Below are 13,327 nucleotides of genomic sequence, written 5' to 3'. Positions count from 1 at the left end.
TCGAAAACAATTTCGAAAATCCACAATTATTCCTTACTTTTGAACAATGGAAAATTTCATCGTATCCGCACGCAAGTACCGTCCGCAAGAGTTTGATACTGTTGTTGGACAATCTCACGTTACGGATACTTTGGAGCATGCTATAGACGAAAGTCAGTTGGCTCAGGCATTATTATTCTGCGGACCGAGGGGTGTAGGTAAAACGACTTGCGCCAGGATTCTTGCCAGAAAAATCAATGAAAAATCCGGCGCAGCAGATGATGACGGATTTGCATTTAATATCTATGAATTAGATGCGGCTTCCAACAATTCTGTGGATGACATCAGAGAATTGATAGATCAGGTCAGATTTGCGCCTCAGGTCGGAAAATATAAAGTTTATATTATCGACGAGGTTCATATGTTATCTCAGGCTGCTTTCAATGCGTTTTTGAAAACTTTGGAAGAACCACCTGCACATGCGATCTTTATTCTTGCAACGACTGAGAAGCATAAAATCATTCCAACGATTCTTTCAAGATGTCAAATCTATGATTTCAAAAGAATCACGATTGAGGATATTCAGGAACATTTGAGAAAAATTGCTGAGAAAGAAAGCATCACTTACGAAGATGATGCGCTTTACCTAATCGCCCAAAAAGCTGATGGAGCATTGAGAGATGCTTTATCAATCTTTGATAGGTTGAGCACATTTTCTCAGAAAAACATCACGCTTGAAAAAGCGGCAGAAGTTCTCAATATTTTGGATTATGACCAATATCTGAAAATTGTAGATTTGGCGAAAGAGAATGATATCCCAAGTGTTTTGACCGCTTTTGATGAAATTGTTAAAAAGGGATTTGACCCACATATTTTCATTGCAGGACTAGGAAATCATTTCCGCGACCTTATGATGGCACAGAATCCGAAAACTCTGAATCTAATTGAAGTTGGAGAAAAAACAAAAGCTAAATTTGCAGAACAATCTCAAAAATGGTCTGCACAGCAATTGATTGATGGAATTGAGATTTGTAATTTTGCTGACATCAATTATAAGAATTCTAAAAACCCGAGATTGACCGTTGAGATTGCATTGATGCAATTATCAAGTCTGACAGCGGGTTTGGAAGCTAAAAAAAAAAGTTCTTAATATTAGCCCCGCTTCTTGAAGCTAATTTAATTTCCGATAATAGGCCTGTTTCTACCGAAACAAAAGTTTTGGCTGAACCAAAACCAGAACCTGTAAAATCTATTTTTGAAGAACCAAAAAAAGTTATTCAAAAAGCCTCTGAGCCGATTGCAAAGACTAATTCTGGTTCCAAATTCAGTATAAAAGCAGCTTTAGAAAAGAAAGAAGAGATAGAAAAGGACAAATTTTCGGAAGTTAAAGATGAGAATCTTCCTTCCAATCATTTTTCACAAACGGACATTGATAGAGAATGGGGGATTTTTCTAAAGAATATTGCTAAAACCAATACCTTGGCGTATAATGCAATCAATACTTTTAAGTTAGAAAAATCAGATGAATATCAGATTACAGTCAAATATTCTTCCGAAACGGCCAAAGGAGAGTTTGATAAGTTAAGCCCCGAATTTTTCAATCATTTCAAACATAAGGTCAACAACTTCAAGATTGAAATCGAATATCAAACGGATCTGTCAATTAAAAAAGAAGTGATGACCAAACGGAAAATATTCGAAAAATTTGTAGAGATCAATCCTCTTTTGAAAGATTTAGACGACTTGATGAGGTTTGATTTGACATAAGCTGAATCTTATTAAATTTTGGAAAATTCCTGCAATTTATTTTCATATCCTGTTGTCTTTTTTTGATAAAGTCTGTGGGTCTTATTCCATTGATCTCCATAAAAAGATTGGAAAAATTGGTTCTGGAAGCGATACCGCATTTCTCGGCTAAAGTTTCTATTTTGTAATTGAGATAGACCTTGTCATTATATAACTTATTGGTAATATAATTGATGCGAAGTTCTCCGAGGTATCTGTTGAAATTCACGCCTTTATACTCATTGATGATTTGCGAAAGATAGGTTGAATTGGTATTTAACTTATGTGCTAATTTGTTGATGGTCAGGCCGTACTCAATAAAACCGTGCTTTTCCTCAAAACTTTGCAATTTTTTAAGGATGTTGTTTACCATTGTTTCATTTAATGCGGATTTGTCCTCGTCTTTTATTTTTGTGATAACTTGTGTAGGTGGTAAATATGAATAATTGATGATCTTTTCCTCCAGGATCTGATAGTTCAGTTTGATTTTCTGCTCGTTTTTGAGCCTTATTATAATACATATTGCAAGACTAATGGCTAATATGATCAGCCCTGCAATGATGTTTATTCCCCAGGAAGTCACTTTTTCTAATTTTTCCTTTTCGTCAAGTAATGTTTTTGTGTCATACTCTTTGTGAATAGTTGAAGAAAGATATGCGAAATCTTTTGAAATAAGCTGGTCTGCATTCAGGAGTTGTTTGGTGTAATATAATTCATTTGCGTTATTTTTTTCATTTTTATAATGATGAATAAGTAATTCGTAGTTCTCTCTTAATTCCGGAAGAATAAAATTATGTTTGTTGAAAACAGAATCTACTTTTTGAAAATAGAGTAATGCTTTCTGAGGGTTATTGATAGCTAAATATGACTTGCCAATATAAAAATAATCTACTGTTGCCCATGCAAAATCATTGATCTTCACAATTGGAGGTAAGGACCTTTTTAATGAAACCAATGCATTCTGATAATCCTTCTTCCGAAATTCCTCAATCCCTTTTTCTTTTAAGAAATATCCATATTCCTGGGAAAGATCTTCGTCATTCTTGGTTCGCAACAAACCTCTTGTTATTAGGGAATCAACAGAATCATATTTTTTCAGATTTCTTTGACATACTATTATCCTGTGCAAGGTGTTGTAGTATCCTTTTTTGTTGTTAAATATTATATTGGGGTGAGCCTTTTCTTGCAATTTTTTGAAGAAAAAACTATTCGCTTTTTGAAAGTGTACCAATGCAGAATCGTAATATCCCAGATGACTTTTCACAACTCCAAGATGGTAGAGGATCTCATTTTTAAGATAACCATCCTTCGAGTCTTTGGAGTATTGATAGGCCTTTAAATATTCCTCCAGTGCGGGTTTGTATTTTTTATAATTGAAATAATAGATGATTCCTTTCCCAAGATAAGCATCACTGATCAGATCATTGTTCTTGGTCAATAGACTTGCCATGATCGTGCTGTCGGCATACATTAATTTCTGCTTTTCCGAAGAAGAATAAAATACAGCATCTTCATAGGCTTGTGTCAGATGTTTATTGTTGTTTTCTTGCTTTGCAAGACGTATGTAATTATTGAGGTATTTGAAAGCCCGAATATCATTTTCCGGATAATTTTCGTAATTCTTTTTGATCTTGTAGTAATTACTGATCTCTTCTTTTTGAGAATAGTATATCCCGAAAAAGAAGTATGTTATTAAAAAACAAACTTTTTTCATCTTGTCGAGTGTTTTATGGGGATTAATTTTTTGTATTAAAACTAGCTAAAATTATGCTAAAATAAAGGGAAGGGCAGTTTTTCATTTCTTTGAATAAATTAAAATAATTGCTGTATTTATTTACATATAAATCAATTGGTTAAGTATTGTTAGTCATATTGATAAATACGTGCTTATTCCTAAATAAGCACCACGATGGTTTTTATGCTTGCATTTTGTCGCCTAAATTCGGTGTCAGAATTCTAATATAAACCGGCCGGGATAACCTTTAAATCTAAAATTATGAATAAGATTATCTCAACAATTTCAATTTTAATAGTTATGGTCACAATGTGCTCTTGTAGAGAAAGCGATGTTGACCTTCCAGTAGAGAACAGCAATATGTCAGAAAATAGTTCTGTTTTTCAAAAAACTAATGATAGCATACTAGCTCCAGATAGTTTAAATCTCGCAAACCAACCATTGCCTGCTGATCCACCTCCCAAGAATGGACACCAATGGTAAAACGAGCTGTAATCATAGCTGTTGGTTTTTTATTGATCAACAGATAAAAATATCCAATTATCATAAAGAATCCATGAGTGCTGGAAATATTTAAGTTCTGTGATTTGACAAAACTATAGAGACTTTATTTTTTGCCTTTAAAATAACTTTTTAACTCATATGACATGGAAAATAGAATTCGCATATTCGTGATTTCATTATTATCGAATATCATATTTGCACAAGTAGGGATTAATACAACTGATCCCAAAGCTACATTGGACATCAATGGAAATCTGAAAATTCGGGATGTGACCAATATACCTTCAGTAAGTAGCAACCATACTTTTTTGGTAAGAGATAAGACGACGACAACTGGAGACTTTGAAATTAAAGAAATTAATTCTGACATTTTGGTAACCGGTAATGCTAATGCATATTATGCTTCAAAAAGCGGCTCTTGGTCACTGATCGATTTGGGACTTGGTAATTCTTGGGCTAGAATTAACCTTACGGGATCTGCAGATACTAAGTTAGGAAACCCAGCACTGTTTAATACGGGCGTTTATACAGCACAACAGGCAGGAACCTATTCTGTCTACTATGAATTTCAATTTGCATCAGGAGTTAATTTAGAGGTGTTAGGAGGCAAGAGATTGGGCATATTGAAAAATAATGCTGTATGGGATGAAAAAATCTTTGATGGTGTCAGGCTGGTTTTACTCACAATTAATATTGCTTCATTACCAATTACGTCTACTAAGTTAAGTTCTATAGTACAATTAAATGCCGGAGATACATTGACGTTTGCGGTTAATACTTCTGGTTTGCTACCAGCAGATATTAACTTGCTAGGACAAGCGAAGGTGAATGTCTATATTTATAAAATCTCCAATTAACATTAAATTATTTTCTTATAAACTAAAACACAAGTCCGATTCTAAGCAGGATACAAATGTTGAAATTAAATTTATTAGAGCAGGGGTTTCCCTGCTTTTTGTTTTTATGTGTTTTATGAAATTGATCTTATTATGAAAGATTTATAAATTTAATGACTTGTGGTTTCACATTAATTTATATATTTGTCCAAGATTTCTCCGATAAAAGGAGAATTAATATTAATCAAAATAAGCTAAGTATCCTTTTAGTAAAGGATTTATAAAAATGGAATCGAACAAATTTCCATATTTCACCACTACAGCATCTGTCTTTTATTGGGACGGATTGTTTAGCTTTTTTGGAACTTATCACAGAAATTTTAGAAACTATTACCGATTTTATTGGTTTAGCTAACTAAATTTCTTTCTCAAAAAACTACGGAAATATTCACTTTTCCGTGACTCATTTAAAAGCTTTAAACGTTATTTTTTGGAAAAGAATTATAAATCAAGATTTATAACAGATATACTATTGAATTAATTTAAAATATATAAAATTAGAAATATGAACCTTAATGAATTGAAGAACGACTGGATCCAAGACTTTGCAAATCCAATGATTATCGCAGGACCTTGTAGCGCAGAAAGTGAATCTCAAATGCTGGAGACGGCAAAGAGGCTGAAAGAAAGTAATGCAGAGATCTCTGCTTTCCGCGCAGGGATCTGGAAACCTAGAACAAAACCGAATGGCTTCGAAGGAGTAGGTGTGATAGGCCTTAATTGGTTGAAAAAAGTAAAAGAAGAATTCGGATTCAAAACAGCAACTGAAGTTGCGAATGCTCACCATGTTTTTGCTGCCCTGGAAGCAGATGTTGATATCCTTTGGATTGGAGCACGTTCTACGGTCAACCCATTTACAGTTCAGGAAATTGCCCAGGCTTTAAGAGGTACCAATAAACCGGTTTTGGTCAAAAATCCAGTGAATCCAGATCTGGCACTCTGGATCGGTGCTTTGGAAAGATTATTAGGTCAAGGTGTGGAAAATATCGGTGCAATTCACAGAGGTTTCTCAACATATCAAAAAACCAAATATAGAAATATCCCGAACTGGCAGATCGCCCTGGATTTCAAAAATCAATTCCCTAATATCCCTTTGTTCATCGATCCTTCGCATATTTGCGGTAACAGAACTGGTTTGGCGGGCGTGGCTCAGGAAGCTTTCAATGTTGGCTACCAAGGTGCGATCATAGAAAGCCACTGCGATCCGGATAATGCCTGGAGCGATGCCTCTCAGCAGATCACGCCTGAAGTTCTGGCTGAAATGATCAATGATCTCCAAGTTCGTAACTCTGATATTTCCGGATACGAGGACGAGATGGGGAAACACAGAACACTGATCAGTGATATGGATTTCCAGTTGATTGAACTTTTATCTCAAAGAATGAAAGTTTCTGAAAAAATTGGAAAACTTAAAAAAGAGAATAATATTGCTATTTTCCAGCCGGAACGTTGGAAGATAATTACAGAATATGCTACTCAGAAAGCTTTTGAAACAGGAATGTCGCAAGAATTCATAGAAAAAGTTTTCAAAGCAATACACGAAGAAAGTATCGAGGTTCAGAATCATATTATGATTGACAAGTAGTCTCTCTGGTTGAGCAAAAAGAAAGAAGCTATTATTGGCTTCTTTTTTTGTAGATGCTAATTTTAAATTTCTAAATTTGCCAAATAACTAAAATTCTACTGTTTGAAAGGAATTATCATCAAATCCACAGGAAGCTGGTATCAGGTTTTGGAATCTGAGACAAAACAGATCTATGAGGCCAGGATCCGTGGGAAATTCAAATTAATAAAAACAAGGCTTACAAATCCTCTTGCAGTTGGAGATGAAGTCGAATTTTCGTTGGAGCAAGATGATGTTGCTTGGATCACCAAAATTTTTCCGAGAAGAAATTATCTCATCAGAAAATCAGTAAACCTTTCCAAAGAAGCTCATATTATTGCTTCTAATGTGGATGTTGCCTGTTTTATCTACACTTTGAAATTTCCTGAAACCTCATTGGGATTCTTGGATAGATTTCTTGCTTGTTGTGAGGCATATAATATTTTGCCCTTGATCTTATTCAATAAAATGGATACTTTGAACGATGAGGAGAAGGATATTGTAAAGAACATAGAAGCAATGTATCAGAATATCGGTTATGATACGTTGAATATTTCTTCTTATACAAAACTTAATCTTAATTTTTTAATCGATAAAATAAAAGATAAAACGTCTGTTTTCTTCGGACATTCCGGCTGTGGGAAATCAACATTGGTTAATGCTCTGCAACCGGACCTCCATATCAGAACAGGTGAGATATCAGAATCTGTACTCAAAGGGAAGCATACAACAACATTTGCTCAGATGCATTTTTGGGATTTTGGTGGATCGGTTATCGATACGCCAGGTGTTCGGGAATTTGCTATGATAGACGTTGAAAAAGAAGAGATCCAGCACTATTTTCCAGAGATCTTCCAAAAAGGCAGAGATTGCAAATATCATAATTGTATGCATATCAACGAGCCAAAATGTGCAGTTGTAGAAAGTCTGGAAACCGGAGAGATAGAAGAAACCAGGTACATTACCTATCTCAAACTCATGGAAGAGGCGGAAGAGATTAACCAGAAATAAAAAAATCCTACAAAAGTTAATTTGTAGGATTTTTTAGTTTTTGAGATATTAGAATTTCCAGCCTAGTGTAACAAAGAAATTACTTCTGGTATTTTTTACTTTTGAAACAGCTTCTGCATCACTTAACAATTCTGTTCCATTTGTAGAATAATAACCGGAAGTATATGTTCCTTCAGATGTAGTTATTAGTTTACCAAACAGGAATGGACTAGAATATGTTGAGGTTATGTTCTGATAAGAAGCATCGATGTAGAAAGCTTTGAAATCATAACCAATACCTGTTCCGATGATATTTCTTTTTCCAACAAAAAGATTGGAATAGGATTGATTGGAAGCAGAACCGTTATCATTATAACTAAGCGTTGACATATTATCAAAACTATTTCCTTGATACGCATATCCACCTCTCAGACGGAAATCCATAATTCTGTATTCCGCACCTATTCTGACTTCTGAAGAATTTTTATAGGTCTCTTTGAAGAAATCATTGAGCTCAGCTTCTGCGGCTCCGTATTCTTTATATTTAGGCTTTGTGATTCCCTGGATAAAATCCACATTCAATGCAAAATTCTTACTCGGAACAAAAGCAGCACTGATGCTTGCCTTCATAGGTGTGGACAGCTTTCTATCTTCATAAAATCTGTCATAATAGCTATCATTAAGATAATATTCGTTGTAATACCTATCCATAGTCCACCAGGTAGGGGTTTCTATCGCAGCACCTACTCTGAACTGATTACTTACTTTTGCAATAACTCCAATGTTGGCTGAAAAACCATCGGCTTTTTCTTCGAAATCTGTAAATTGCTTATCAAATCTTATCAAACCATTTCCATTTCCAAAGTTGGCAGAATCATATTGATTGATGTATGAATTGTGGAAATTAAGACCTGCACCAAAATATAATCTGTTGTCATAATTGGCACCAACAGTAAAACTGGTTTTGGAAATATCGCCATATCTATCATACCAATGTCCTGCTAATGTATAATTGGAAGAATTGATGGTTTCGGTTGGAGTACTTGCAATTTGAATATTCTGATTCCCTTGAGATTCTACATAATTATCTATAGATTGTGTGGAATAATTGATTCCAATGTTGACAAATTTCCATTTAGAATTTGTATTACCAAGATTTATTGTTAATACGCCGCCACTGTTGTTAAGGTCTGTTTTGTTGATCGTATAGTTTGATGAATTGCCACCAAAAGTTGTCTTGTTTTTATTGCTATTGATCCCAAGTGTCAGATTAACATCACTGGCAATAAAAACTCCAATGCCGGCAGGGTTTACACTCGCAGAGGAAATATCGCCTCCCAAGGCTCCCATAGATCCTGCCATCGAATTATATTTGGCAGTTCCATTGATTGGATTTCCCGAATAAACATCAGCGGTATTTGTGATTACCGATACATCCTGAGCCTTGAAATAAACAACGGAAACAGGGATGCTTAACAGTAACAAAGTCTTTCTTATCATTTTAATATTAAATATTATTTTAAAATTAATCCTATCTTCTTCCACCACCTGATCTCATTCCGCCTCCCCCGGAACCGCCTGATCTCATTCCACCACCGGAATTGAAGCCTCCTGAGTTGCCTCCTGATCTTGTAGGGGCATTATAGGAATCATTTCTGAAACCTCCATTATTTTGCTGTCTTATACTCCCGTTGTTTGGATAATTGGATTGACTTCTAATTCCTCCGTTATTAGGGTAAGAATTTCTAATTCCCCCATTGTTTGGATACTGTCTTACACCGCCATTAATAATGTTTGGGTTTCTTCCACCTCCAGAATTATTAGGGATTCTGATATTATTATTTCTAATATTTCCGTTATTGACTCCTGCAATACTTTGTGGAGTTCTGAATCCCGCGGTACTGTTGATTCCTCTAAGTCCGTTATTTCTGCCACTGCCCTGAGGTAACATTCCGCTTAATCTGCTGCCATTAGCACCGGATCTGTGGTATACTGGTCTATAGTATCCATTTCCATAATATGGATAACCGTAGAAGCCGCCATAATAGCCTCCCCAGCCACCATAGCCATATCCCCAGAATGGATCATAAAAACCTCCCCATCCCCAAGGTGAATAGAATGAGCTTCCCCATCCCCAACCGAAGCCCATGCCCCAGCCAAAAGAATTGAAGCCGCCATTCCAACCCCAGCCATAGTTAGGATAGCCCCAGCCACCCCAGCCGAAACCTCCGCCCCAGCCCCAATTATTAAAACTGGTATAGTTGGTTTCTGACCCTGTGAAAGTTCCCCAATCAGAATCGCTGCTTAGGCTATATCTGTTTTTTTGCTCCTGAATGTTTTGTTGATTGTTGTCATAAAGACTTGGGTAAGTATCTTGGTAGTTATAATAATCATCAACTTGGTTACCATAATTGCCGGAATATGATCCCGCAGGAAGAGAATCTTTGTTCGGGTCATAATATACACCATCGGTTTCTGAATAGCCTCCTGTATAGATCACACAGGAAGTCAACAGAAAGCTGCTGGAAATCAATATCAAACCTTTTGATTTGATGAAATTGAAAAAGCTTTTATTGTTGATATTTTTCATTTTATGAGAAGTATTAAGTTTCCTATATTTGCATTTCTTAAACAAGACCAAATTTTATACCATTTAAATTGTTTAAATACGTGTAAAATTAGGCTTTTTATTTAGATTATAAAGTTTAAAAAAAGTTAAAATCATATCAAAAAAAATTATGGCAAAATTAACATCAAGGGCGGAAGATTATAGCAAATGGTATAATGAATTGGTTGTTAAAGCAGATTTAGCAGAGAATTCTGGCGTTAGAGGATGCATGGTTATCAAACCTTATGGTTACGCAATTTGGGAAAAGATGCGTGACGAGATGGACAAAAAGTTCAAAGAGACCGGACATCAGAACGCTTATTTCCCTCTTTTTGTTCCCAAAAGCCTTTTTGAAGCTGAAGAAAAGAATGCGGAAGGTTTTGCCAAAGAATGTGCTGTAGTTACACATTACAGATTGAAAACTGATCCAAATAATCCGGGTAAGCTAATTGTAGATCCCGAAGCCAAATTGGAAGAAGAACTGATCGTACGTCCAACTTCTGAAGCAATTATTTGGAATACTTATAAAAACTGGATCCAGTCTTATAGAGATCTGCCGATCCTGATCAACCAATGGGCGAATGTTGTAAGATGGGAGATGAGAACAAGATTGTTCCTGAGAACTGCTGAATTCCTTTGGCAAGAGGGACATACTGCTCATGCTACAAAAGATGAAGCAATAGAAGAAACTGAAAAAATGATCGAAGTTTATGCGAAATTTGCAGAGGATTTTATGGCAATTCCGGTAATCAGAGGAATCAAATCCCCTTCAGAAAGATTCGCCGGAGCGGATGAAACATATTGTATCGAAGCTATGATGCAGGACGGAAAAGCATTGCAGGCTGGAACTTCGCATTTCCTTGGTCAGAATTTCGGAAAGGCTTTTGATGTGAAATTCACAACAAGAGAAGGGAAAATAGAACATGCTTGGGGAACGTCCTGGGGTACTTCCACAAGATTGATGGGAGCTTTGATCATGACTCACTCAGATGATCTGGGTTTGGTTTTGCCTCCAACTTTGGCACCGATTCAGGTTGTGATCGTTCCGATTTTCAAAGGCGAAGAACAATTGGCCCAGATCAGTGAAGTGGCTTTGGATATTCAGGCCAAATTGAGAGCGAAAGGGATTTCTGTGAAGTTTGATGATGATACTCAGAACAAACCAGGTTGGAAATTTGCCGAATATGAATTGAAAGGTGTTCCGTTGAGAATTGCAATGGGGCCGAGAGATCTGGAAAACAGAACAGTTGAATTGGCAAGACGTGATAACCTGACAAAAGAGTCTGTTTCAATCGAGGGATTGGAAAATTATATCGAAGAATTGCTTCAAACAATCCAAAAAGATATTTATAACAAAGCTTTGGCTTACAGAGAAGAAAATATTACGAAAGTTGATTCTTACGAGGAATTCAAAAAAGTTTTGGAAGAAAAAGGAGGATTTATTTTGGCACATTGGGACGGAAGCGAAGAAGAAGAGGAGCAGATCAAACAAGAAACCAAAGCAACGATCAGATGTATTCCTTTGAATAATGAATTGGAAGCTGGCGTTTCATTGATATCTGGTAAACCATCCAAACAAAGAGTTGTATTTGCAAAAGCTTATTAAACTAAATTTTATTGATACCCTTGAATCCGAAGATTTTCTTCGGATTTTTTTGTTTGGATAAATATTTTTTGTCTGAAATATTTATTTAAAGTTAAATATTACTCTGTTAAAGTTTTATTAAAATTATTAATAATGAAATGATGTGGATTAATATTTGGTAATATTACAAACATCAATCACAAAAAATAAACTATTATGTCAATCAACTTAATCGACCTCATTAAAGGTCAATTGGGACCGGAAACGGTTTCCCAAACAGCGACTCAACTTGGAGAAAGCGAATCAGGGATCTCAAAAGCTATTTCTGCTTTATTGCCTGCTGTCATTGGAGGTTTTGCTAATAACAATACACAATCGGAACTTTTCAACACGGTAAAAGAAGCTGCTTCTTCCGGTGTTTTGTCAGGTCTTTTAGAAAATCTGAATGGAAACAATCCTCTTATTTCCAAAATCTTGAGTCTGATTTTCGGAGATGGAGATAAGCTGGCTGCTATCACGAATTCGGTATCTTCTTATGCCGGAATTAGAAACGAATCTACGAACTCTCTACTAAACCTTGTTACTGGAGCAACTGCCGGAACTTTAGGGAAATATGCGGTAGATAATAATATGGATGTTTCATCTTTCGGAAATCTACTTGCTGGGCAAAAAGGATTTTTATCTTCCATATTACCAGCAGGATTTAGTTTTGCATCTTTAGGCTTGGGGAATTGGTTTGGAACAGTGGATGCAGAAGCAATAAATGTAGTCCCTGAACCTCAACAAACACCTATTGCTGATGTAAATCCCGTAACGCCTATCACAGAAGAGCCTGTAGTGACAGGAACTCCAAAAATTGATGTGACGAGAAGTGGAACAACTCACGAGATTGTTTCTCATAATGATTCTGGAGGAAGCATCTGGAAATGGTTACTGCCATTACTTTTATTGTTGCTTCTGGGATGGTTTTTCTGGAAACAATGCAATAAAAAAGCAGAGCCTGCACCAGTTGCAACGACTGTTGATTCTACAACAATTGTAGTGGACTCCACCAATTCTGCGGGAAATACAGTGGCGACGACTAAGGAGACTTTGGTCGTAACATTGCCAAGTGGAAAAACTTTGCAAGCTTATAAAGGCGGAATCGAAGACCAGATCGTTGCTTTCCTTAAATCTGATGAATACAAAAATGCAACAGAAGCTCAGCTTAAAGAAAAATGGTTCAATTTTGATAATCTTAATTTCGAATTTGGTAAAGCAGTTTTGACACCGGAATCTCAAGTACAGCTGGATAATCTTAAATTGATTCTTGCAGAATTTCCAGATGCTAAAATAAGAATAGGGGCTTATACGGACAAAAAAGGAGACGAGGCTGTAAATTTGAAATTATCCGGGGAAAGAGCTGACGTTGTAAAGTCTTCGCTTAATTCTCCACAGGTTTTGAATGCGGAAGGTTATGGTTCCAAATTTGCCAAAGTTCCTGCTGAAGCTACTGACAAAGAAAGAGAATCTGACAGAAAAACAGCTGTAAGATTCACAAAGTAAAAATAATTTCGAATTAATATAAACTGCCAATATTTGGCAGTTTTTTTATTGTTTTATTGCGGGTTAAGAAAAGTATTATTAAATTTGTTAGTCTAAT

11 protein-coding genes are annotated in these 13,327 nt (G+C 35.8%); 8 read left to right on the top strand and 3 right to left on the bottom strand.

Going from position 1 to position 13,327, the window contains the following annotated elements:
- Positions 1-46: 46 nt before the first annotated feature.
- Entirely contained in the window at positions 47-1,129 is a 1,083-nt protein-coding gene (dnaX, locus tag K319_RS0111930) for a DNA polymerase III subunit gamma/tau (RefSeq protein ID WP_027383805.1), read from the top strand.
- 68 nt (positions 1,130-1,197) lie between these two features.
- A complete protein-coding gene (locus K319_RS21105; RefSeq protein ID WP_051230640.1) occupies positions 1,198-1,746 on the top strand; it encodes a hypothetical protein in 549 nt (182 codons plus the stop codon).
- Here K319_RS21105 and K319_RS20340 read toward each other — a convergent pair.
- Positions 1,694-3,478: a helix-turn-helix domain-containing protein gene (locus K319_RS20340; RefSeq protein ID WP_051230638.1), complete on the bottom strand. Its 1,785-nt coding sequence runs from the start codon at positions 3,476-3,478 to the stop codon at positions 1,694-1,696. The two genes, K319_RS21105 and K319_RS20340, sit on opposite strands and share 53 nt — an antisense overlap.
- Positions 3,479-3,760: 282 nt before the next feature.
- On the opposite strand from K319_RS20340, the gene K319_RS0111915 reads away from it, so the two are divergent.
- From K319_RS0111915 to rsgA, 4 genes are all read left to right on the top strand, one after another.
- Positions 3,761-3,982: a hypothetical protein gene (locus tag K319_RS0111915; protein WP_027383803.1), complete on the top strand. Its 222-nt coding sequence runs from the start codon at positions 3,761-3,763 to the stop codon at positions 3,980-3,982.
- A gap of 164 nt (positions 3,983-4,146) precedes the next feature.
- The gene (locus K319_RS0111910) at positions 4,147-4,860 is read left to right on the top strand and encodes a hypothetical protein (RefSeq protein WP_027383802.1); all 714 of its coding nucleotides are present in this window, start codon (positions 4,147-4,149) and stop codon (positions 4,858-4,860) included.
- 544 nt (positions 4,861-5,404) lie between these two features.
- Positions 5,405-6,484 carry a chorismate mutase gene (locus tag K319_RS0111905; protein ID WP_027383801.1) on the top strand — a complete coding sequence of 360 codons (1,080 nt, stop codon included), beginning with the start codon at positions 5,405-5,407 and terminating at the stop codon, positions 6,482-6,484.
- Between the two features lie 102 nt (positions 6,485-6,586).
- Positions 6,587-7,513 (top strand): ribosome small subunit-dependent GTPase A, encoded by a 927-nt coding sequence (gene rsgA, locus K319_RS0111900; RefSeq protein WP_027383800.1) that lies wholly within the window; start codon positions 6,587-6,589, stop codon positions 7,511-7,513.
- A 48-nt stretch (positions 7,514-7,561) separates the two neighbouring features.
- Here rsgA and K319_RS0111895 read toward each other — a convergent pair whose 3' ends face one another.
- Both K319_RS0111895 and K319_RS0111890 read right to left on the bottom strand, forming a co-directional pair.
- Positions 7,562-8,992 (bottom strand): OmpP1/FadL family transporter, encoded by a 1,431-nt coding sequence (locus K319_RS0111895; RefSeq protein ID WP_027383799.1) that lies wholly within the window; start codon positions 8,990-8,992, stop codon positions 7,562-7,564.
- 31 nt (positions 8,993-9,023) lie between these two features.
- Entirely contained in the window at positions 9,024-10,082 is a 1,059-nt protein-coding gene (locus K319_RS0111890) for a hypothetical protein (RefSeq protein ID WP_027383798.1), read from the bottom strand.
- Between the two features lie 148 nt (positions 10,083-10,230).
- Here K319_RS0111890 and proS point away from each other — a divergent pair, with 148 nt between their 5' ends.
- Together proS and K319_RS0111880 are read left to right on the top strand one after the other, a co-directional pair.
- The gene (gene proS, locus K319_RS0111885) at positions 10,231-11,706 is read left to right on the top strand and encodes a proline--tRNA ligase (RefSeq protein ID WP_027383797.1); all 1,476 of its coding nucleotides are present in this window, start codon (positions 10,231-10,233) and stop codon (positions 11,704-11,706) included.
- A 195-nt stretch (positions 11,707-11,901) separates the two neighbouring features.
- The gene (locus K319_RS0111880) at positions 11,902-13,230 is read left to right on the top strand and encodes an OmpA family protein (protein ID WP_027383796.1); all 1,329 of its coding nucleotides are present in this window, start codon (positions 11,902-11,904) and stop codon (positions 13,228-13,230) included.
- Positions 13,231-13,327: the final 97 nt, after the last annotated feature.

This window comes from Epilithonimonas caeni DSM 17710, assembly GCF_000426465.1.
GTDB lineage: Bacteria > Bacteroidota > Bacteroidia > Flavobacteriales > Weeksellaceae > Epilithonimonas > Epilithonimonas caeni.
This window is presented reverse-complemented; position numbering and strand designations above follow the sequence as displayed.